Origin of the sequence: Minwuia sp. IMCC3009, from assembly GCF_029909415.1 — a bacterium.
GTDB lineage: Bacteria > Pseudomonadota > Alphaproteobacteria > Minwuiales > Minwuiaceae > Minwuia.
In genome coordinates, this window is the sequence record NZ_CP123781.1 from 2,822,647 (window position 1) to 2,844,879 (window position 22,233).

Annotated in this window: 19 protein-coding genes and 1 tRNA gene; 9 read left to right on the forward strand and 11 right to left on the reverse strand. The window is 64.1% G+C overall.

Annotated elements, in window-relative coordinates; all coding sequences use genetic code 11:
- Window positions 1-30: 30 nt before the first annotated feature.
- Window positions 31-1,197: an MFS transporter gene (locus QGV55_RS13200; RefSeq protein WP_281016323.1), complete on the reverse strand. Its 1,167-nt coding sequence runs from the start codon at window positions 1,195-1,197 to the stop codon at window positions 31-33.
- Window positions 1,198-1,398: 201 nt separating this feature from the next.
- Between QGV55_RS13200 and QGV55_RS13205 the strand changes: the two genes are divergently transcribed.
- The gene (locus QGV55_RS13205) at window positions 1,399-2,190 is read left to right on the forward strand and encodes a LuxR C-terminal-related transcriptional regulator (RefSeq protein WP_281016321.1); all 792 of its coding nucleotides are present in this window, start codon (window positions 1,399-1,401) and stop codon (window positions 2,188-2,190) included.
- Window positions 2,191-2,229: 39 nt separating this feature from the next.
- On the opposite strand, the gene QGV55_RS13210 is transcribed toward QGV55_RS13205, so the two are convergent.
- Together QGV55_RS13210 and QGV55_RS13215 are read right to left on the reverse strand one after the other, a co-directional pair.
- A complete protein-coding gene (locus QGV55_RS13210) occupies window positions 2,230-2,640 on the reverse strand; it encodes a Zn-ribbon domain-containing OB-fold protein (protein WP_281016320.1) in 411 nt (136 codons plus the stop codon).
- Entirely contained in the window at window positions 2,637-3,791 is a 1,155-nt protein-coding gene (locus QGV55_RS13215; protein WP_281016319.1) for a thiolase family protein, read from the reverse strand. Before QGV55_RS13215 ends, QGV55_RS13210 begins: the two co-directional genes overlap by 4 nt.
- A 228-nt stretch (window positions 3,792-4,019) precedes the next feature.
- Here QGV55_RS13215 and QGV55_RS13220 point away from each other — a divergent pair, with 228 nt between their 5' ends.
- From QGV55_RS13220 to htpG, 5 genes are read left to right on the forward strand one after another with little or no spacing between them, the layout of a single operon-like run.
- A complete protein-coding gene (locus QGV55_RS13220; protein ID WP_281019866.1) occupies window positions 4,020-4,952 on the forward strand; it encodes an ABC transporter ATP-binding protein in 933 nt (310 codons plus the stop codon).
- Between the two features lie 3 nt (window positions 4,953-4,955).
- Window positions 4,956-5,693, forward strand: a complete 738-nt coding sequence (locus tag QGV55_RS13225; RefSeq protein WP_348637605.1) for an ABC transporter permease subunit — start codon at window positions 4,956-4,958, stop codon at window positions 5,691-5,693.
- 10 nt (window positions 5,694-5,703) lie between these two features.
- The gene (locus QGV55_RS13230) at window positions 5,704-7,605 is read left to right on the forward strand and encodes a GldG family protein (protein WP_281016317.1); all 1,902 of its coding nucleotides are present in this window, start codon (window positions 5,704-5,706) and stop codon (window positions 7,603-7,605) included.
- A gap of 3 nt (window positions 7,606-7,608) precedes the next feature.
- Complete coding sequence (locus QGV55_RS13235; RefSeq protein ID WP_281016316.1) at window positions 7,609-8,730, forward strand: DUF4340 domain-containing protein; 1,122 nt, start codon at window positions 7,609-7,611, stop codon at window positions 8,728-8,730.
- Window positions 8,731-8,733: 3 nt separating this feature from the next.
- Window positions 8,734-10,632: a molecular chaperone HtpG gene (gene htpG / locus QGV55_RS13240; RefSeq protein WP_281016315.1), complete on the forward strand. Its 1,899-nt coding sequence runs from the start codon at window positions 8,734-8,736 to the stop codon at window positions 10,630-10,632.
- 90 nt (window positions 10,633-10,722) lie between these two features.
- Here htpG and QGV55_RS13245 read toward each other — a convergent pair whose 3' ends face one another.
- Together QGV55_RS13245 and QGV55_RS13250 are read right to left on the reverse strand one after the other, a co-directional pair.
- Window positions 10,723-12,072, reverse strand: a complete 1,350-nt coding sequence (locus QGV55_RS13245; RefSeq protein ID WP_281016314.1) for an aminotransferase class I/II-fold pyridoxal phosphate-dependent enzyme — start codon at window positions 12,070-12,072, stop codon at window positions 10,723-10,725.
- A 267-nt stretch (window positions 12,073-12,339) separates the two neighbouring features.
- Window positions 12,340-12,426: transfer RNA gene (locus tag QGV55_RS13250), tRNA-Leu, on the reverse strand.
- 155 nt (window positions 12,427-12,581) lie between these two features.
- Here QGV55_RS13250 and galU point away from each other — a divergent pair.
- The 3 genes from galU to QGV55_RS13265 are packed head-to-tail and all read left to right on the forward strand — an operon-like array spanning window position 12,582 to window position 16,200.
- Window positions 12,582-13,460 carry a UTP--glucose-1-phosphate uridylyltransferase GalU gene (galU, locus tag QGV55_RS13255; RefSeq protein ID WP_281016313.1) on the forward strand — a complete coding sequence of 293 codons (879 nt, stop codon included), beginning with the start codon at window positions 12,582-12,584 and terminating at the stop codon, window positions 13,458-13,460.
- 29 nt (window positions 13,461-13,489) lie between these two features.
- Entirely contained in the window at window positions 13,490-14,803 is a 1,314-nt protein-coding gene (locus QGV55_RS13260; RefSeq protein ID WP_281016312.1) for a UDP-glucose/GDP-mannose dehydrogenase family protein, read from the forward strand.
- A 14-nt stretch (window positions 14,804-14,817) separates the two neighbouring features.
- Window positions 14,818-16,200 carry a phosphomannomutase/phosphoglucomutase gene (locus QGV55_RS13265; RefSeq protein ID WP_281016311.1) on the forward strand — a complete coding sequence of 461 codons (1,383 nt, stop codon included), beginning with the start codon at window positions 14,818-14,820 and terminating at the stop codon, window positions 16,198-16,200.
- 15 nt (window positions 16,201-16,215) lie between these two features.
- Here QGV55_RS13265 and QGV55_RS13270 read toward each other — a convergent pair whose 3' ends face one another.
- The 6 genes from QGV55_RS13270 to QGV55_RS13295 form a co-directional block, all read right to left on the reverse strand.
- Window positions 16,216-17,481 (reverse strand): TRAP transporter large permease, encoded by a 1,266-nt coding sequence (locus QGV55_RS13270; protein WP_281016310.1) that lies wholly within the window; start codon window positions 17,479-17,481, stop codon window positions 16,216-16,218.
- On the reverse strand, window positions 17,478-18,017 hold the full coding sequence (locus QGV55_RS13275; RefSeq protein ID WP_281016309.1) for a TRAP transporter small permease: 540 nt from the start codon (window positions 18,015-18,017) through the stop codon (window positions 17,478-17,480). Before QGV55_RS13275 ends, QGV55_RS13270 begins: the two co-directional genes overlap by 4 nt.
- Window positions 18,018-18,056: 39 nt before the next feature.
- Entirely contained in the window at window positions 18,057-19,064 is a 1,008-nt protein-coding gene (gene dctP, locus QGV55_RS13280) for a TRAP transporter substrate-binding protein DctP (RefSeq protein ID WP_281016308.1), read from the reverse strand.
- A gap of 87 nt (window positions 19,065-19,151) precedes the next feature.
- Window positions 19,152-20,006, reverse strand: coding sequence for a TauD/TfdA family dioxygenase (locus tag QGV55_RS13285; RefSeq protein ID WP_281016307.1), 855 nt, complete (start codon window positions 20,004-20,006; stop codon window positions 19,152-19,154).
- A 58-nt stretch (window positions 20,007-20,064) separates the two neighbouring features.
- Window positions 20,065-20,898 carry a TauD/TfdA family dioxygenase gene (locus tag QGV55_RS13290; protein WP_281016306.1) on the reverse strand — a complete coding sequence of 278 codons (834 nt, stop codon included), beginning with the start codon at window positions 20,896-20,898 and terminating at the stop codon, window positions 20,065-20,067.
- 111 nt (window positions 20,899-21,009) lie between these two features.
- On the reverse strand, window positions 21,010-22,233 hold the full coding sequence (locus QGV55_RS13295) for an aromatic ring-hydroxylating dioxygenase subunit alpha (RefSeq protein WP_281016305.1): 1,224 nt from the start codon (window positions 22,231-22,233) through the stop codon (window positions 21,010-21,012).

The following is a 22,233-nucleotide window of genomic DNA, read 5'->3' on the forward strand; positions in this document are numbered from 1 at the left end:
GGCCCGTTCATTTTCCTGCCATGGCGGCCGTCATGTCACCAGCGTCCTGCGCTGAAGCAGTCGCAGCGTGATCAGGCTGCAGAGGGCCAGCAGCAGCAGCGCCGTCGCGAACAGGATCGGGGCGGCCGGGTCCCCGGTCACGTCACCCAGATAGCCCGCAACAGACGGAAGAATGCCGATTCCCAGATAATAGTAACTGAAGAAGATGCCCATCCCCATGGCCCGGTTCGCAGGAGAGAGTATCTGCACGGGAACCGCAATGATCGCCCCCGCCGGAGACCAGGCAAGCAGCCCGATGGCAATGAATGCGATGAGCCGGTCGTCCAGAAAGATGAGCGACATCGTGGCAGCGGCCCCCCCGAGGAACATCGCCACCATGAACAGATCGCCATTGATCCATTTCTGCACGATCAGGCCACCCAGCGGCACGGCGACCACGCCAATCCAGATGCCGGTACTCGCGAGTTGCCCGGCGGCAATGGCTTCATAGCCCTGGGAAACGAGGTAGGCCGGTGCAAAGCTGACAACAACGATCAGGTTGGCGTTGAACAGCATCCAGATCATTGCCGCTGTCGAGACGAGGAGAAACTCCCTCCCGCCCAGTCCGAACTTCAGCGATGCCGAGCCGCCGGGAGCAGGCACCTGCCGGTTGCTGGCCCCGAAGAGAAGCAGAAGCACACCGGCGCCGCAGAAAAGGGCTGACATCATCAGCATGCCACTCAGGGAGTAGGCCTCCGCGAATGCCGCCTGCGTCGCCAGACCAAGCGCGATGCCAAAGGGCCAGCTGTTGACATGGATCGACATGGCGACCGTCAGTTCCCGTTCAGCAAACCAGTCGGCAATCATCTTTGACGAGAGAACGTTGAACGCCACTGCACCGACGCCGCTGAGAATCCGGCCGACATACATCACGTCGACGGAGCCCGAGCGCGCCGACATGACACCACCGACGGCCATCAGCAGCATGCCGAGGACCAGCAGGGACTTTTCGCCAAACCTCTGGCCCAGCATGCCGCTGGGTATCGCGAGGAACAGTCCCGGCAACTTGTAGGCCCCGATCAGCGACCCCAGAACCGCCAGATCGATCGCCAGCTCGGAGATCAGGAACGGCCCGACGCTGCCAATCGACTGGAACTGGTATCCCATCGACGTCCGGGCGAGGAAAACCGCCGCCAGCACAATCCACCGCCTGTCCATCTCCGTTCCTCCTCCGCGCCCTGAACCCAGCATCCGACGCTATGGCATCGCGGGCAGGACAGAAATCGACCGACTGCAGTAACCTGACTGCACCATCTGCTGTATCTGCCGTGGTTCATCTGCTGTATGGCCTTACATTCCGATGGTTGTCCCCGTTCCATCCGGGACAGGGACCAGACTGCGGAGAGATGGGAACTGCATGTGCCGGAAGAACGCCTGAGTCCACGCGAAGCGGAGATTGCAAAGGCCTACGCCAGCGGCGATACCTATCACCGGATCGCGGAACGGCTGAGCATCTCGCCGTTGACCGTTCGCACACATCTGGCGGCGATCTATCGCAAGCTCGGCGTATCGTCGAAACTGGAACTGCACAAGGTCCTCAACGGCGCGCCGTCAGTCCGGGCCGACCGGGATGAACAGGCCGCATTGATTTCGGAGCTTGCCCTCAGTCTGGAGGAGTCGATCCGCCGGGAACGCGCGCTTCATGAAGTGCTGAGAATCATCAGCAGTTCCAATGGTGAGCCGGAGAAGGTCATCGCCGCCGTCCTGCACCATACGCTTGAACTTTGTGACGCCGAGTTCGGCGTGCTGTTCGAATATTTCCCCGGTCAGGGGTTCCGGTCGAAATACATGCTGGGCATCCCCCCGGCATTCGAAGAGTGGCTTACCGGTCAGGGAACGTTCCAGGTCGCGGCGGAGACGGGGCTGGGCCGCCTGGTGGCCAGTCGCGACATCGTCAATATCGCCGATGTGCGCGGGGAGGAAATCTACCGCCGGGGTGATCCATTGCGCGAAGCCACGGCCGATCTGGGTGGCGCGAGGTCATTCACGGCCATTCCCATGCTTGCGCGGGACCGGCTGATCGGTGCGTTCACGATCTACCGCCAGCGGGTGCACCCCTTCGACCCGAGAAGTCTGGAGATCGCCGGCGCCTTCGCCGACCAGAGCGTCATCGCGATCGAGAATGCCCGGATGCTCGCCAGCCGGGGATGATCCGTGCTCCGGTCAGGCTGCAGCGGCTTCGCCCTTGTCTCAAGCAGGCTCAGCCTGTGGCAGTGCCATGTCGCCGCGCGGCTCGAAGCAGATGCGGACGGGCATGCCGATGGTGACATCCTCCGGCGCGCAGTTGATCACGTTCATCATCAGCCGTGGCCCCTCCGCCAGATCGATCAGGGCGATGACATAGGGCGCGCGCTCCGCGAAGGCCGGACCGGGTGCGCGGTGGTTGATGGTGAAGGTGAAGACCGTTCCCTGCCCCGAAGCCTCCGAAGCTTCGCCGGTCTCGCCACCGCAGGCGGTACAGCTCTTCTGCGGCGGAAACTGGACGGCATCGCAGGCGGTGCAGCGCGCGAAGGTCAGTCGGCCATCGGTACAGGCATCCCAGAAGGCCTGGCTCTCGGCGTTGGGGGTCGGCAATGGCAGGACGTTTGCGGGATCGGTCATGACTGCCGCTCCAGAATCAGGGAAACATGGGCGGACAGGACTCCGCCGTCACCGTGGACGAAGGCACGGGCCGCATCCGGCACCTGACGTTCGTCCGCCTCACCGCGCAACTGGCGCACGGCCTCCACCACATGGAACGCGCCGCCCGCCGCGCCGGAGTGGCCGAAGCTCAGCAGCCCGCCGTGGGTGTTGCAGGGCAGGCTGCCGCCCAGGTCCAGTGCACCGTCGGAAACCGCCTCCCCCACCGCCCCCTTGGGGAAGAAGCCGATGGACTCCAGTTCGATCGCCAGCGTGATGGTGAAACTGTCGTAGATCTCCGCCACGTCGATGTCGGCGGTGGTCATTCCGGCCTCGGCAAAGGCATCGCGGGCGCTGAACTTGCAGCCGAAGGACTGCATATCCCGGGGGGCGGAGATCAGATGCTCATGCGTGTTCTTCTGCCCCGCACCGACAATGCGCACCTCCGCGCCGTGCCCGGTGGGCGCGGCAGAGACCAGGATACCGGCAGCACCATCGGAAATCAGGGCGCAATCGAACAGGCGCAGCGGGTCGGCGATGACCCGGCTGCCCATCACGTCGTCATGGCTCAGCGGCTTGCGCATCTGGGCGTCCGGGTGACGGCGGGCATGGTTGCGGGTAGTCACGGCAATGTGCGCCAGGTCCGATGCGGTAAGCCCGGTGTCATGCATGTAGCGCCGCGCCACCATGGCATAGGCGGCGGGAATGGTGATGCCATAGGGCACCTCGAACTGTCCGTGGCCGAACTGGGCCAGCGCCGCAACGGCGGCACCCGGTGCCATGCCGCTCAACCGGTTGTCCCCGGTCAGGCAGAGCACATGGCGGCACATGCCGCTTTCCACCAGCGCCTTTGCGGTCATGACCTGCAGGCCGCCGGTGGCCCCGCCCGCGCTGACACAAGCGGAATAGGCGGGCTGGATGCCCAGGTACTCCGCCACGACGGAGGCCAGCATCGGATGCGGTTCGGTGAAGGAGTAGGCGCAGAGCAACCCGTCCACATCGCCGAGATCCAGGCCCGCGTCGGCAACCGCGCCGCGCGCGACCTGCGCATGCAGGCCAAGGCAGGTGGATCCCTCCAGCTTGCCGCAGGCCGTATTGGCCACGCCCGTGATTACAGCCTTTGAAGTACCCATCTGCTCCCCCCGACATCAGGTTTCTCAGCCTACATGGTGGGACACTTGGCTTGAAACCCTTGAACCGCATGGCAGGGCCGACTAGATCATGGCGCGGCCAGAGGCGAGAAACGATCCGGCCTCCTCCGGCCACAATAGTCAGATGCGCAAGCACCATGTCCAGGGTCCATGATCCGGGCGCGGGAGCACAGAACGCATGATCAGGGGAGCAGTGCCGACGTGACAGCCATGCTGGAAGTTCGGAATCTGGTGAAGCAGTTCGGTCACTTCACCGCCGTGGACGGGATAAGTTTCGAGGTGCAGCGCGGCGAAGTGCTGGGCTTCCTCGGCCCCAATGGTGCGGGCAAGTCCACCACCATGAAGATGATCACGGGCTTTCTGGGTCCCACCGCCGGAACGGTCACGGTCAACCAGGTCGATGCGCTGGCCAATCCGATCATGGCCAAGACCCGCATCGGTTACCTACCGGAGGGCGCACCGGCCTATCCCGACATGACCCCTGCGGCATTCCTGAACTTCATCGCCAGCATCCGGGGCCTGGGCGCGAAACAGCGCCGTGAGCGGATTGCGGCGATCACGGAGCGGATCGAGCTCCGCCGGGTGATGGAACAGCCGATCGAGACCCTGTCGAAGGGCTTCAAGCGACGCGTCGGCCTGGCGCAGGCGCTGCTGCATGACCCCGATATCCTGATCCTTGACGAACCGACGGATGGTCTGGACCCGAACCAGAAGTTCCAGGTGCGCGATCTGATCCGCGAACTGGCACCGGAGAAGGCCATCATCATCTCGACCCATATCCTGGAGGAAGTCTCCGCCGTCTGCAGCCGGGCCATGATCATCGCCCACGGCAGGGTCGTCGCCGATGGCACGCCGGGAGAACTGATGGGCCGGTCGCGGTTCCACAACGCGGTCGTGCTGGAACTGAAGGGCGATGGTCAGCCGGATTTCGAGACCATTCGCGCCGACCTGATCCGGGTGCCGGGCGTTGCCAGTGTCGAACCGGACGGCGACCGCCGTGTCGTGGTCTTTCCGAAGGACAGCGCCACCGTCACGGATGGCGTCTCGCAACTGGCCAGTGCACGTGGCTGGCAGATCGGAGCCTTCTATGTCGATCCGGGCCGGATGGACGAAGTCTTCCGCACCATCACGCAGGGGAACTGAGCCATGGGAGCCATGACAACCGTTTTCCGCCGCGAGCTGGCCGGATATTTCGCCACCCCCGTCGCGTGGGTGTTCATCGTCATCTTCCTGCTGACCACGGCGGCCTTTGCCTTCTATCTCGGCAACTTCTTCGAGCGTGGGCAGGCCGACCTGCTCAGCTTCTTCACCTATCTGCCGTGGCTGTACCTGTTCCTGATCCCCGCAATCGGCATGCGGCTGTGGTCGGAGGAACGCAAGACCGGCACCATCGAACTGCTGCTGACCCTGCCGATCTCGGTGCCCGCTGCGGTACTGGGCAAGTTCCTGGCGGCCTGGGCCTTCGTCGGCATCGCACTGTCGCTGACTTTCCCGTTCTGGCTGACCGTCAGCTATCTCGGCGATCCCGACCATGGCGTCATCATCGCCAGCTATATCGGTGCGCTGCTGATGGCCGGCGGATACCTGGCCATCACGTCGTGCCTGTCGGCCCTGACCCAGAACCAGGTGATCGCCTTCGTCGTCTCCACGGTCGTCTGCTTCCTGTTCACGGTCTCCGGCACCCCCATCGTGCTGGACTTCGTCAGTGGCTGGGCACCGGAAATGCTGGTGGACCAGATCGCGGGCTTCAGCTTCATCACCCATTTCCAGTCGATCATCGGCGGCGTCATCGACCTGCGTGACCTGGTGTTCTTCGCCAGCCTGATCGGGGTCTGGCTGTTCGCCAACATGATCATCATCGAATACAAGAAATTCGCGGGCTGAGGACGGAACCATGAATCAGCTCAACAGATACAAGTTCATCGCCTTCAGTGGTATCGGTCTGCTGGCCATCCTGTTCTTCGCCGTCAACATCGTGGCGGATGACAGCCTGGAGAACAGCCGCCTCGACCTGACCGAGAACGGCCTCTACACCCTCTCCGACGGCACCCGCAACGTGCTCTCGGGGCTGGAGGAAGACGTTACCCTGCAGCTCTACTATTCGGCGTCCCTTGCCGGGTCGGTACCGGAGATCCGCAACCACGCGGACCGGGTCATGAGCATGCTGGAGGAATTCCGCTCCATCTCGGGCGGGCGCATCCGCCTGGAGCTGATCGACCCGGAACCCTTCTCGGAAGACGAGGACGCGGCTGTCGATGCAGGCCTGAGTGGGGTGCCGCTGGGTGCAGGTGGCGACACCTTCTATTTCGGCCTGGTCGGGCAGAACACGACCGACGATCAGGAAACCATCCCCTTCTTCCAGCCGGAGCGGGGCCGTTTCCTGGAATATGACCTGACCCGGATGGTCTATGGCCTGTCCAACCCTGATCTGCCGAAGCTGATGGTCATCACGACCTTCCCGCTGGATTTCGGACCGGGCGGGGTGCAGGCGGCAATGCGGGGCGAGAGCCGCCCCTACGCGATCACGGAGCCGCTGCGCGGATTCTTCGACGTCGATATTCCGCTGCGCCAGTGGGAGGAGATTCCCCCTGACACCGACGTCATCATGCTGGCCCACGCCCGTAACCTGACGGAACGCCAGCGCTATGCCATCGACCAGTTCATCCTGGGCGGCGGCAAGGCCCTGATCCTTGCCGACCCGTTTTCCGAGGTCGGTGTCCGCCTGCCCTCCCCCGGCGGTGCGCCGGACCCGATGGACCCGCATTCCAGCCTGTTGCCCGAACTGCTCGGCCCCTGGGGCGTGCAGGTGGAGCCGGAGACACTGGTTCTGGACCGCACGCTGGCGACGCGTGTGAACATCGGTCGCGGACGGCGGCAACTGATCGACTATGTGGCCTGGATCCAGGCGGCCGGGCCTGCGCTGAATGCCGACGACCCGGTGACCGCCGACCTCAGCCTGCCGCTGCTGCTGCCCTCCGTCGGGCACATCGAGATCGCGGAGGACAGCCCGCTGAAGGCCGTGCCCCTGATCACCACCACCCGCGAGGCCATGCGCATCCCGGCGTCGAAGCTGCGCTTCCGCCCCGATCCGCAGGGGCTGCTGGCGGACTTCCAGTCGGAGGACCGCCAGTTCGTCATCGCTGCCCGCCTGAGCGGCATCGTGAACTCGACCTTCGATGCAGCGCCTGAAGGTGTCGATGCACCGCATATCGAACGTTCCGCCGAACCGGTCAGCATGATCCTGGTGACGGACGCGGACTTCATCGAGGATACCTACTGGGCCAGTCGCCAGGCGGTCTTCGGGCAGGAGGTGACGCAGCAGACCTCGGGCAATGCCAACTTCCTGATCAACGCCATCGACAATCTCGCCGGTTCCAGCGACCTGATCGGGCTGCGCAGCCGGGGCGAAGGGGATCGTCCCTTCACCGTGATCACCGAACTGCGTCGCGCTGCGGAGCAGCAGTACCTGCAGCAGGAACAGGAACTGGAAGCCCGTCTGAAGGAAACCGAGAAGAAGCTTGCCGAACTGCAGAACCGCGCCGGTGAAGGCGGTGGCCAGTTGCTCTCCACCGAGGAGGCCAAGGCCATTGAATCGTTCCAGAAGGACGTGCTGGACACCCGCCGCGAGCTGCGCGCCGTGCAGCTCAACCTGCGGCGGGATATCGAGGAACTGCAGGACCGCATCAAGGTGATCACCATTGGCGCCATGCCTGCACTGGTGTTCGTCATCGCCATGATACTGGCGCTCTGGCGACGCGGTCGGCGGCGTCGCAGCCAGATGCTGAAGGAGGGCTGAGCCATGCGCCGCACCACCTGGATCGTCCTTCTGTTGCTGACCATTGCCAGCGTCGTCGCCGCAGCCTTCGTGCTGGACCGCAAGGCCGACCGGCTCGCGGCCCGCGAATACGGCCAGGCGCTGTTCCCGGAGCTTGCCGAGCAGATCAACGCCGTCGCCAGGCTGGCGTTCGTGACACCAAAGGGCGCCTGGAGCCTGAGCCGTGACGCAGACGGTCACTGGCATCACGATGCGCGCAACGGCTATCCGGCCGACGCGGACGAGGTGAAGCGGCTGGTGGTTGCCCTGTCGCGCGCCACCATCATCGCGCCGAAGACCAGCGACCCCGAACTGTTTGACCGGCTGGGCCTGGAAGAACCGCAGCCGCTGCCGGAGGGGGAAGTCGACAGCAGCGCCAGGACCATCAAGGTCGTTGCCAGCGATGCCGGCGGCAGCCAACTGGCCGGGGTCATCCTCGGCAAGACCAAGCAGCTTGGCGATGCCACCGAGCCGGCGAAAGTCTATGTCCGCCGCGCCGACGAGAACGAGACCTGGCTGGCGGAGGGCTTCTTCAACCTGAAACCTGCCCCCACCGACTGGCTGGACCGGGAACTGTTCAAGGTCACCAAGGATGTCGTGACCGACATCCGCGTCGCCCGGCCCGACATGCCGGTGCTGGAACTGAACCGCAGCGAGTACGGCTACTTCCACGTGACCGACCTGCCGGAAGGCCTGCAGGAACAGGAAATCCGCCTGACGGCAACAGGCCGGGCGCTGGAGTTCCTGAAACCGCGCGACGTGGCCCCAGAGGCCGAGGTGGACTTCACCGGCGCGACACGGGCGACCTTCACCACGCAGAGCGGCTGGATCGTCACGGTGGACATCCTCGATGCCGGGCGGAAGGTGGACAATACGGATGCCTTCTGGCTGCGTTTCGACGTTCAGTTCGATGCCAGCCTGATCGAGCAGCTTCCGGTCGGTATCGATGGCAAGGAACCGGATCCGATCGTTGCGGAGGATGAGGAAGTCCGCGCACGTGCGGCGGCGGCGAAGGTTGACGGCTGGGCCTACCTGTTCCCGTCCTTCACCGCCGAGAACTTCACGCCGACGCTGGAAACCCTGACCAAACCCAAGGAGGACTCCTGACCCATGACTGCCCAGAGCTATCAGTTCCAGGCAGAGGTTGCGAAGCTTCTGCACATCGTCACCCACTCGCTCTATTCGGAGAAGGAGATCTTCCTCAGGGAACTGATCTCCAATGCCTCCGATGCCTGTGAGCGGCTGCGCTATCTGGCCATTGCCGAACCGGCGCTGACCGAAGGGGACACCGACTTCCGCATCGGCGTGCATGTCGTCAAGGACAAGGGCACGCTGTCGATCACCGACAATGGCGTCGGCATGGATCGCGACGACATGATCGAGAACCTGGGCACCATCGCGCGCTCCGGCTCGACCGCTTTCATGGACCAGCTTGCCGAAGGTCAGGGCAAGGATGGCAAGGGACCGGACCTGTCGGTCATCGGACAGTTCGGCGTCGGCTTCTATTCCGCCTTCATGGTGGCGGAGGAAGTCTCGGTCACCAGTCGCCGGGCCGGTGCGGATACCGCCTTCACCTGGGTTTCCGGCGGGACGGGCGAATACACGATCGAGGAATCGGCGCGTGACGGTCGCGGCACCACCGTGGAACTGAAGGTCCGCGACGAGCAGAAGGAATTCCTGGAGACCTGGCGGCTGCGCCAGATCATCGAGACCTATTCCGATCACATCACCTGGCCGATCACCATCACCGCCAGCGACGATGAGGCGGACGCGGAGAACGAGCCCGTCAACAAGGCATCCGCCCTCTGGACCCGCCCCAGGTCGGAGATCACCGAACAGCAGTACACCGAATTCTATCGCCATGTCGGCGGTGCCTTCGACGAGCCCTGGACCGTTCTGCACAGCCGGATCGAGGGCAAGGTCGAGTACACGCTGTTGCTGTTCGTGCCGACCGAGAAGCCTTTCGACCTGTTCCATCCGGACCGCAAGCACCGGGTGAAGCTGTACGTGAAGCGGGTCTTCATCACCGATGAGGCGGAGGGGCTGGCCCCCAGCTATCTGCGGTTCCTGCGCGGTATCGTGGATTCCGAAGACCTGCCCCTGAACGTCAGCCGCGAGATGCTGCAGAACGAGCCGATGCTGCGTCACATGCGCGGCCAGATCGTCAAGCGCGTGCTGGGCGAACTGGAGAAGAAGGCGGAGAAGGACCCGGAGGGCTTCACCACCTTCTGGCGCAACTTCGGCGCGGTGCTGAAGGAAGGCATCTACGAGGATCACGAGGTCGGCCCCCGTATCCTGAAACTGGCACGCTTCGACAGCACCGCGGGCGACGAGCTGACCAGTCTCAGCGGCTATGTCGAGCGCATGAAGCCGGGACAGGAAGCGATCTATTACATCACCGCCGACGATCTGGCCGCCGCACGCCGCAGCCCGCATCTGGAGGGTTTCCGGAAGAAGGGTATCGAGGTGTTGCTGCTGACCGATGCGGTCGATGATTTCTGGCTGCAGGCGCATGGCGAGTTCGATGGCAAGCAGCTGAAGTCCGTCACCCGTGGCGGTGCCGACCTGTCAAAGATCGAGGACGCGGAATCAACGGACGACGATCAGGACAAGCCGGAAGCCCCGAAGGAGGGGGACATGGCCACCCTGATCGCGGCGTTCAGGGAAACGCTGGGCGACGCGGTGAAGGATGTCCGCACCTCCGACCGGCTGGCCGAAAGCCCGGTCTGCCTGGTGGCCGACGACAACGACATGGACATGCGGCTGGAGCGGATGCTGAAGGCACACAAGCAGGTGGACGCCGCATCGAAAAGGGTGCTGGAGATCAATCCGCGCCACGCGCTGGTGATCCGCCTGGTTGATCGCATGCGCGAGGACGGCCTGAATGCGGACATCGAGGAGGCGGCGCGGCTGCTGTTCGACCAGGCCCGCATCATCGAGGGCGAACCGCTGGACGATCCGGCGGCCTTCAGCAGGCGCATGGCGAACTTCATGTCCCGGGCGATCTGATCCGCGGACGGTCCCGGAAACAGTTCGGCCCTCCCCCTGGCCAGGGGGAGGGCCGCGCAGTTTCAGGCGCTGATCGGCGCGAAGTCCGGATCAGGCAACCTTGGCGACCGAACCGATGATCTTCTGCTGGCCGGACAGGCGGTAGGGTTCGAAACGCGGCTCCGCCGCATCCAGGGACGCGCGCATCCGGCTGACCAGTGCATCGATCTCTTCCTTCGAGTGATGCGCCATGACCTGCAGGCGGAACCGGGCACCGTTGCGGGCAACAGCCGGATATTCCACCAGGTTGACGATCGCGCCGCGGGCCTGCAGCTCCTGCGCCGCGATGCGCGCCAGTCCTTCGGCACCGATATGCACCGGCACGATGGCGGACGGGTCACCCGTCGCATCGAACTTGGCCCGTTTCAGTTGCTCCCGCAGATACAGCGTATTGTCCATCAGGGACTTGCGCAGCCTGCGGCCTTCCTCGGAGCGCACGATCTCGAAGGCCTTCAGCACCACGGCCGACTGCATCGGCGACAGGGCGTTGGAGAAGGTCTGCGGCGCGCTGTAGTACTTCAGGTATTCCTTCACCGACCTGGAACCGGCAACGACGAAGCCACCGTTGGAGGCGAAGGTCTTGGAGAAGCTGCCGACGATGATGTCCACATCATCCAGCATGTTCTGCAGACCAAGCTGACCGCGACCATCCTCGCCCAGGCAACCCAGGTCATGGGCGGCATCGACCAGCAGCGTGGCGTTGTATTCGCGGCAAAGCTCCTGCAGTTCCCGGAGCTTCGGCGTGTCGGAGTCCATGGAGAACAGGCTTTCCGTCACCACCAGGATGCCGTTCACCGTATCACGGTCACGAATGCGCTTCAGCTTCCGCTTCACGCCGTCCAGGTTCAGATGGCCGTGCAGGTGAATGTTGCGGGTTGCCGCGGCGGCACCCTGCTGCATGCAGGAATGGGCCAGAACGTCCATGACGACATGGTCATCGGGGCGGACCAGCCCCTGGATCGCACCGAAACCGGCGGACCAGCCGGTCGGGAACAGGACCGTGTGATCGCGGCCCGTGAAATCGGAGATCTCCTGCTCCAGACGCAGGGACCCGGTAGTGTTGCCAAGCAGCGCGGCGGAACCGGCGCTGTGCGCGCCATAGCGCTCCACGGCCTCGATGGCGGCGGCCTTCACTTCCGGGTGGGACGCCAGGCTGAGATAGTCCTGGGACGCGAAGTTGACACCTTCCAGCGCATGGCCGGTATCGTCCAGCGCGCTGCATGACGACGTCGGCGCGGTGGCGGTGGAACGGGAATAGGGCCAGAGCGCGTTGCGGCGACGCAGGTTCTGCCATTCGAAGAACGGATCAACCCGGCCAAGCAGGTTTGCGCCCTTGATCTCGCGGTAGTCACGCAGGCTGCCCGTCAGGGCTTCGGGTGGGATTGCATTCTCGCGGTCCATTGTCTGGCTCCTCGGCTCCAACAACCATCCCCTTCTGGGACGGCGGCAATTCTTGCTGGGCAAAGAATGCCGGTGCCGGATTTAAGATGCCGTGAATCAAGATGGTTAAGACGCGTTAACCGGGAAATTCTGCGCGTGCCGCGATGATGGGCAGGGAGGGAGAGACGTCGACCTCCCTGCCAACAGACCGCGACGGCGGCCCGGTGATCGGTCGCCGCCCCGTCGCAGCGGACGGGCGATGCGCGTTGAGCGTGAGACAGGAATTGATGGTGGCCGCTGTGGGACTTGAACCCACACGGGCATACGCCCAACGGATTTTAAGTCCGGTCTGTCTACCAATTCCAGCAAGCGGCCCCATGTGGCAAGCGGATGCGCGGTATGCGCTGGTCACAATCCGGTTCTGACGGAACCGCCGGGAACTGTCCAGAGCTTGTTCTGGCTGCGGGTCCATGGCAGAAACCGCGCGTCGGGGTGGTTGTATCGAATCAGGCGACGGGACCGGAGTGATCATGGCAAAGCGGGTACGCAAGGCAGTATTTCCAGTTGGAGGCATGGGCACCCGCTTTCTGCCGGCAACCAAGTCGCTGCCGAAGGAGATGCTGCCCGTCGTCGACAAGCCGCTGATCCAGTATGCGGTGGAGGAAGCGCAGGCGGCGGGGATCGAGGAATTCATCTTCGTCACCGGTCGCGGCAAGTCAGCCATCGAGGATCATTTCGACCATTCCTGGGAACTGCAGACCAATCTGAAGGACCGCGGCAAGGAGGAGATCCTTGACCTCGTCACCTCCGTCCTGCCGCGCGCAGGCACCATCGCCTATACCCGCCAGCAGGAGCCGCTGGGCCTGGGTCACGCAGTCTGGTGCGCGCGCAACCTGGTGGGCAACGAACCCTTCGCCGTGCTGCTGGCCGATGACCTGATCCTGTCCGACGTCCCCTGCCTGCAGCAGATGGTGACGGCACATGACCGGCGCGGCGGCAACATGATCGCCGTCATGGATGTCCCGCCGGAGCATACCAACCGCTACGGCATCGTCTCCCCCGGCAAGGTTACGGGCGATCTGGCCGAAGTACTGGGCCTGGTCGAGAAACCGGCGCCGGATGTCGCCCCCTCCACCATGGCCGTCATCGGGCGCTATATCCTGCAGCCGGAGATCTTCGGCCTGCTCGAAAGCCAGGACCCCGGCGCGGGCAACGAGATCCAGCTGACCGACTCCCTGGCGCGGCTGATCGGCAAGCAGCCGTTCCACGGCCATCGCTTCGAAGGCGTCCGCTACGACTGCGGCGACAAGGTCGGTTTCATTCAGGCGACCATCGCCTATGCACTGGCGCGGGAGGATATGGGTCCGGACGTTGCCGCCCACATCCGTGCCCTCGCAAAAACGCTCTGACCGCCAGGTACGCCGAAAGGTAGATCCACATGAAAGTTGCAATGATCGGCACGGGCTATGTTGGCCTGGTCTCCGGTGCCTGCTTTTCCGAGTTCGGCCACGACGTGATCTGCGTCGACAAGGACGCCGACAAGATCGCGCGCCTGCTGGACGGCGTGATGCCGATCTTCGAACCTGGCCTCGACAACCTTGTCGCCCGCAATGTGGAGGCGGGACGGCTGCGGTTCACCACCGACCTGGACTCAGCGTTGGCGGATATTGACGCGGTGTTCATCGCGGTGGGCACACCCAGCCGCCGCGGCGCGGGTGATGCCGACCTCAGCTATGTCTACGGCGCGGCGGAAGAGGTCGCCAGGGCGGTCTCCGGCTATACGGTCGTGGTCACCAAGTCCACGGTCCCGGTCGGCACCGGCGCGGAAGTGAAACGGATCCTGGCCAAGGCCAACCCGACGGCCAGGTTCGACGTCGTCTCCAACCCGGAATTCCTGCGCGAAGGCGCGGCGATCGAGGATTTCATGCGCCCCAACCGGATCGTCTGCGGCGTCGAGTCGGAGAAGGCGGAGCAGGTCATGCGCGATCTCTATCGGCCGCTGTTCCTGAACGAGACCCCGATGGTCTTCACCACGCTGGAGACATCGGAACTGATCAAGTACGCGGCCAACTGCTTCCTGGCGACCAAGATCACCTTCATCAACGAAATCGCGAGCCTGTGCGAGCAGGTCGGCGGTGACGTGCAGGCGGTGGCGCGCGGCATCGGCCTGGACAAGCGCATCGGCAACCTGTTCCTGCATGCCGGGCCAGGCTATGGCGGATCCTGCTTCCCCAAGGACATTCGCGCCCTGATCGCGACGGCGGAGCAGAACGGCAGTCCCCTGCGCATCATCGAGGCTGTCGATCAGGTCAACGAGGACCGCAAGCGGGCCATGGCGCAGAAGATCATCGATGCCTTTGGCGGCGACGTCGCAGGCAAGACGATTGCCGTGCTGGGCGTGACCTTCAAGCCGAACACGGACGACATGCGCGAAAGCCCCAGCCTGGACATCCTGCCCGCGCTGCAGAAGGCCGGGGCCAGCCTGCGTGCCCATGACCCGGAGGGCATGGAAGAAGCCGCGAAGATGATGCCTGGCATCACCTGGTGCGACGATGCCTACGATGCGATGAAAGGTGCGGACGGTGCGACGATCCTGACGGAATGGAACGCCTATCGCGCGTTGGACCTTGATCGGGTCAAGGGACTGCTGTCGGAACCGCTGCTGGTCGATCTGCGCAACATCTATGCGCTGGACGAGATGCGGAATGCCGGCCTGCGCTATGTCAGCGTCGGTCGCAGGACCGTCGATTGAGGGAGACCCGGACGATGAAGGCCCATGTGTTCCATCCGACCGTGCTGCGCGAATACGACGTGCGCGGCACCTATGGCGAGACCCTGACCGAAGACGATGCGCGTGCCCTCGGCGCGGCCTTCGGCACCCGCGTGGTGCGTGAAGGGGGACGCCATGTGGCCATCGGACGGGACGGACGCATGAGCTCACCGTCACTTTCGGCGGCACTGAGCGAGGGGCTGCGGAGCGCGGGCTGCGATGTGACCGACATCGGTCTCGGCCCGACCCCGATGCTCTATTTCGCCACCTACCACCTGCCGGCCGATGCGGGGATCATGGTCACCGGCTCGCACAATCCGCCGGACATGAACGGCCTGAAGATGATGCTGTCGGGCAAGGCGTTCTTCGGTGATGACATCCTGGAACTGGGCAAGATCGCCGCCGCCGGTGACTTCGCCACCGGCGCAGGCGCGGAAACCCGGCGCGACATCAAGGATGCCTACACGGAAGCAGTCGCGGCCGCCTATGGCTCCAGCCGTGAATTCTCCGTTGTCTGGGACTGCGGCAATGGTGCTGCCGGTGCAGTGATCAATGAACTGGTGCGTCGCCTGCCCGGTCGGCACATGCTGATCTGCGAGGAAGTGGACGGCACCTTCCCCAACCATCATCCCGATCCGACAGTGCCCGCCAACATGGAGCAACTGGCCAGCGCGGTGCGCGGCATTGGTGCCGACTTCGGTATCGGCTTCGACGGGGACGGGGACCGGATCGGCGTCGTCGACGGCGATGGCGTGATGCTCTATGGCGACCAGATCATGCTGCTGCTGGCGCGGGCCGTGCTGGCGGACCATCCCGGGGCAACCATCATCGCCGACGTGAAGTCGAGCCAGATCCTGTTCGACGGGATTCAGGAAGCCGGTGGCGAGCCCCTGATGTTCCGCAGCGGCCATTCCCTGATCAAGGCCAAGATGGCGGAGCTGAAATGCCCGCTGGCCGGGGAAATGTCCGGCCACATCTTCTATGCCGACAAGTGGTACGGCTTCGACGATGCGCTCTATGTGGGCGTGCGCTTCCTGGACATGCTGGCCAATGCCGACCAGTCGGTGGCGGAGATGCGCAAGGCCATGCCGGCCCTGCTCAATACGCCGGAGCTGCGCTTCGACTGTGCCGATGAACGCAAGTTCACGGTGATCGAGGAAGTGGTGGGCCGTCTGCGGGCAGCCGGCACCACATTCTCCGACATCGACGGCGCCCGCGTGATGAACGACGACGGCTGGTGGCTGCTGCGCGCCTCCAACACCCAACCCGTTCTGGTTGCCCGCTGCGAGGCGACAACGGCAGAGGGGCTGGAGCGTCTGAAGGTCTCCCTGGTCGAACAGCTGACAGCCTCCGGCCTGGAAGCTCCCGCGGACCTGTAACCGCGCCCCGCCGTATCAGATCATCGACGGCAGCCAGGTCGCGATGATGGGGAAGGCGATCATCAGCGCCGCATAGACCAGACCGACCATGACGAATGCCGGAACCGCGCGGAAGGCACTGTCCGGTGCCTCGTCGATCACGGCCGCCGCCGTGTAGACCCCGACGCAGACCGGTGGCGTCAGCAGTCCCAGCCCGACGAAGGCACCGAACACGACGTAGAAGTGCAGGATATCGATGCCCAGGTGGTCGATGATGGCGATGAACACCGGGATCGTCAGGTAGATCACCGGCACCACCTCCAGGAAGGTACCGAGCAGCAGACAGATCACACCCACCATGATCAGGAAGGTCAGAGGTGTGGCACCGAACTCGATGAAGAAGGTGACGAGGTCCTGCGGCGCCCGCGTGAAGGTCAGGATCACCGAGAGGAACGTCGCCATGGCGATGATGGAGAAAATGACGGTTGTCATGATCGCCGTCGCCTTCAGCGCCTCCAGTATCCCGCGCACCGTCAGTTCACGGTGCACCAGGAAGCCGACGATGATCGCCCAGAAGGCTGCGACCGAAGCCGACTCGGACGGGGTCAGCAGCCCGGAATAGATGCCGCCCAGAATGATCAGCGGCGTCATCAGTCCCGGAATGGCGGCAACAAAGGCCTGGCCGCGCGCGCGCCAGCCGGAGCGCTCATCGCGTTGCATCTTCCGACAGGCCCACATGACGTAGACGATCAGCAGCCCCATGAAGACGAAGCCCGGCAGGATTCCGGCGGCAAAGGTCTTCGACACCGGCACGTTGGTCAGTGCACTGAAGATGATGGCCCCGTTCGACGGTGGTATCAGCGCCTCCAGCAGGCCAGCGGTCGCAGCCAGCACGACGACGAAGCGTTTGGTATATCCACGCTCCACCATGATCGGCATCAGGATCGAACCGACCGCGGTGATTGCAGCCAGAATGGAACCGCAGAAGGCGGCAAAGAACCCCATGGCAAGCACCATGGCGATGCCGAGGCCGCCCGGCAGATGACCGACCAGCGTCACCGAGAGATGGACCAGCCGCCGCGCCACACCGGCCTGCAACATGACAAGTCCGGCAAAGATGAACAGCGGGATCGAAAGCAGCACATGCTTGGTCACCGCGCCGAATGAAACCTGCAGCAGGGTCGTGAACGGCTGGTGCAGTTCCAGGGTGGCGACAAGGCTGGAGCCAATGCCGAAGACCAGGAAGATCGGCACCGAAAGGATCAGCAGGACCAGAGCCAGAAAGGCGGCAGGTGCGATCATGTCGGTTTCGCCTCTTCACCGGGCAGCATGCCCGCCAGCAACAGGATCTCGCGCAGCACCAACTCAAGCGCAAACAGCGACAGGATGCCGAAACCGGTCGGAAAGGCGGCGTACAGGAACCAGAACGGGAACTGGATCTCAGTCTCGGTGACCTCACCCAGCATGTGGAAGAAACCCGTCGCCTCGATCCCTGCATTGCAGAAATAGATGCCGGACACGAGCGCAACCAGTCCCACGATGAGACGCAGGATCTGGGCAGGTCCGGCAGGCAGCAGGGTAGGCGCGACATCCACCGAGATATGGCGCCCGCTGCGCAGCAGGACCCCCATCAGCGGGAAGACGCACCATGGCAGCAGGAACGGCGGCAGGTCATTCATCCAGGCATAGCCCCGCCCGGTGACATGCCGCTCCACCGCCGCCGCGAACAGCGCCAGCACGGCGAAGGCGACGATGGCCATGCCCAGCCCGAGCGCAACCCGCTGGATCAGTGAATTGGTGCCGTAGAGCAGCCGATAAGCGCTGAGCAGCAGCCTCACGCCCCCGCACTCCGCGGGGACGTGATGGCGGCTACCAGCCTATTTGCCGGCTGCATAGGCCTTCAGGGCGGCAAAGACATCCGCATCGACCTCTTCGGCCAGCAGCGGCTCGACCTTGGATGCTTCCAGGGCACGCAGCTTGGCGAGTTCTGCCCCCTCAAGCACGGAGACAGTGCCGCCATGTTCGGCCACGAACTCCTCATGCACGGCAGCGGAGGCCTTCATGATGTCGGCCGTCGATTCCTCGCCCAGCCGTGCCCCCTCTTCGGCCAGCACCTGCCGCACATCTTCGGGAAGGCGGTCCAGCCAGGCCTGGTTGGCCATGATGTAGGCATCCGCGAAGGAGATCCACGGCAGCTGCACCGCGGTCAGATGCTCCCACCAGCTATAGGCCTTGATGGCCCCCGGAACGGTCGAGACCGTATCGATGGTGCCATTCTGCAGGCCGGTATAGACCTCACGCGTGGGCAGGGAGACCATCTTGCCCACATCCAGCGCCGTCCAGCGCGCACGATCCGCATTGCTCAGCACACGGGCCTTCAGGCCAGCCATCGACGCAACCGTCTCCAGCTTGCTTGCCGAGGAATAGATCGCGGCCGGGCCGACCGGGTTGTAGGCAACCACCGCAGTACGGGTGCGGGTCAGGATGTTTTCCCAGACTTCCTTGCCCTTGGGATCGTTCTCGAAGAAATTGCGCTGGTCCTCGAAGCTGGAGAAATAGCCCGGGAACGCAGTGACATTGTAGTTCCGGTTGATCGGCGGAAAGCTGACGATGCCGACCACGGCACCCATCTCCACGGAACCGGAGGCCAGCGCGCCCATGATCTCGCGGATGCCGAAGAGCTGGCCCGCCGGGAACACGTCGATGCGCAGCTTGCCCTTCAGGCGCTCGTTCACCCGGTCGATGAACTTGATGGCCTGAACGGAGGCCGGATGCTGCGGTCCCCAATGGGTGGAGAACTTCGCCACCATCTCCTCGGCGCTTGCCGTCCCGGCTGCCAGAGCCATCGTCGTGGCGAGCACCGCCCCCCTGATCAATCCCTTCATTCGTTCTCTCCCCTTGCATGTCCTGCATCCTGCCTGTTGCGGATGCCTGTTTCCGTGTTTGTGTCGTGCGGTCTCAGTGCTGCCGTGTCAGGGCTTGAAGAAAGGCCTGTCACCCTTGATCGTGACGCGGTGGCCCTTGCGCTCCTCCGGCCAGTAGTCCCAGAGCGCGCGGTGCTGGACACAGCGGTTGTCCCACAGCGCCACGTCATTCTCCGACCAGTGGAACCGCGTCACCATCAACTGCTCCTCCATGTGGCGGAACAGGAAATCGAGCAGGTTGCGGCTCTCTGCCTTGGAAAGCTCGTTGATCCGCGTCGTGAAGCCGCCGTTGACATAGAGCGCCTTGCGACCGGTCGCCGGATGGGTCCTGACCACGGGATGCACCGCCGAGGGATAGACCTTGTCCGAGTCGTCCACGCCCCGGTCGGAATATCGCCCGCGATAGATGTGCTCCGACTCGTGGGTCGCGGTCAGCCCCTCCAGGAAGGACTGCATCGCCGGCGACAGCGTGTCATAGGCGCCGTACATGCTGGCGAACATGGTGTCGCCGCCGGCGCTTGGCAGGATGTGCATCTGCAGCATGGTACCCAGCGGCGGCTCGGTATCGCAGGAGACATCGGTGTGCCAGCCTTCCCCGTTGGCGATCTTCGAATCCTTGTGGGCGTGGATGACGAAGACCGGCGGATAGCCCTCCAGATGCGGTGCCGCCGGATGGAAATGCAACGGCCCGAACATCTTCCCGATCTCGACCTGCACACCGGGGTCAATGCGTGACTGGTCCTTGAAGAACAGCACCTGATATTCGTGGAATGCACGCTCCACCTCGGCGAATTCCTCTGCCGTCAGCCCGTTGGCCAGATCGACACCCCGAACCTCCGCCCCGATGTTGGGCGACGTACGACGCACATCCAGGATGGCGTAGCCTGTGCTCATGTCATTCATGCTGGTGCTCCTTCTGGAACGCCGGACCGGCACGGTGCCGGCACGGTGATTGTGCCCCTCAGACGGGCCGGTCGCCCTTGACCGTGACCCGGAAACCGGACCGGACATTGGGGAAATAGTCCCACATCGCGTGGTGCAGGGTGCAGCGGTTGTCCCACATGGCGACCGAGTTCGGCTGCCAGCGGAACCGGCACTGGAACTGCGCCTTCTCGATGTGGTTGAACAGGAAGCCGAGGATGGCGTTGCTCTCGTCCTTAGGCACACCGTCCACATGGGTGGTGAAGGCACGATTGACGTAGAGCGCCTTGCGGCCCGTCTCCGGATGGGTCCGCACGATCGGGTGCGAAGAAGCCGGATAGGCCTTGGCCGAGGTATCGACACCCTGGCGCCCGGCACGGTCGCGATAGTTGGGACCGCCGTCATGGGTCGCGGTCAGCCCGTCGAGCAACCGCTTCATCGGGTCCGACAGCGCGTCATAGGCGGCGTACATGCTGGCGAAAAGCGTGTCGCCCCCCAGCGGCGGCAGCGTGTGCAGACGCAGGATGCTCATCATCGGCGGCTCGGCATCGCAGGAAACATCCGAATGCCAGCTGTCGCCCGCCGTCCGTGTGGTCTTCTCGTCCGCATGGATGACCAGGATTTCGGGATGATCCTTCACCCCGTCGTTGTAGTCGTTCGCGGCCGGATGAATGTGCAGGTCACCGAACCGGAGGCCAAGCGCCTTGTGGGCATCGATGCTGATATCCTGGTCCCGGAAGAACAGCACGCTGTGATCCAGGAATGCCTTCCGGAGAGCAGAGAACCCGTCATCGTCGATGTTTGCCAGATCCACCCCGCTGACTTCCGCACCGATGATCGGAGTCACCGGTGAGACCGTCATGCCTGCTGCCATGATGCCCTCCTCCCCAGGAAAGCAGGCATCGTGTCCCGATGCCTGTTACTGATTAATGTAACTGCATCACATCACTTTGGCAAAGCGTGATATGGAACAAACGCGGGTATGTCAGTCGTGCGGTAGGGCTGAGCGATGCCCGCCGGATGCCCAGTGGTTCAGCAACCGGTCCGCCATCCAGGCATGAAAGTCGCGCGTCGTGGTCTCAAGGACCGGCGTCAGGACACCCCCATCGAACGCCGGTGAATGGCGTCCCGCCTGCATCCGTTCCACGGGAGAGATGTCCTCCCCGAACACGACCTGCCAGAGGCGGGTGTTGGCTTCACGCAGCGCCGCATAGTCCACCCCGGTTGCGGCATCCTCAGAGAAATAGCCGATACGGATGCGCTCCTGGGTACGCTCCGGGCCGTCCGGCAGCAACAGGATGGAGAACCAGTGGTCGGAATGCACCCCGAGCAGCAGGTTGGGATACAGCGCGACATACTCCCCGCGGGTCTGCCAGTATTCGCCGAGTCCCCCCACCTTGGGGAAGCCCAGCCCGTCCGCGTCCAGCACCGGTCGATAGACCAGACTGATCTGCCCGGCAAAGCCATCATCGCCCACCAGCAACTCATGATCCTCGATCCGGGAATAGCTGTTCAGGGCAGGGTGCACGGACGGCAGGTGATAGCTCTCCAGATAATTCTCCACCGCCAGCTTCCAGTTGGCGTTCAGCACCATATCGAAGGTACTGTCCGCGCCACCGCTGCGGAAATCCGCGTCGGCGAACGCGGACCAGCGCGCCTGCAGGCCGGACCTGGCTGCATCGAAGGCGGGGGCAGTGCCGGACAGATCGACGAAGACCGTGCCGAACCAGACCGCCGACCGCACCTCGATCAGGCCCAGTCTCGTCGGGTCCAGGTCGGCATGGGTATCCTGGCCCACGCCACCCACATGCGGTGTCCGGTCAAGACTGCCATCCAGCCTGTAGCACCAGGAGTGATAGGGGCAGCGGATCACGCGGCCGGTGCGGCCCGGCTCCACCACCAGCTTCATGCCGCGATGACGGCAGACATTGTGAAACACGCGCACCACGCCGTCCCTGTCGCGCACCAGCAGCAGTGGCGTGTCGGTCAGATCGACGGGAAAGACCGTACCGGGCCGGGGAACGTCCGCCTCGAACGCGATGCCGATCCAGGCTTGACGCAGAACCGCGTCCGCTTCCGCCGCCAGCGTCCGCGCGTCGGTATAGGCTTCGTTGGGCAGGGCCGCGGTCGTATTGGCGCGGTCCGCCACGTGACGCAGGGCGGCGACCAGGCTGTCATCGACAAGATTGCGTCCACGCGGGCTGTCCAT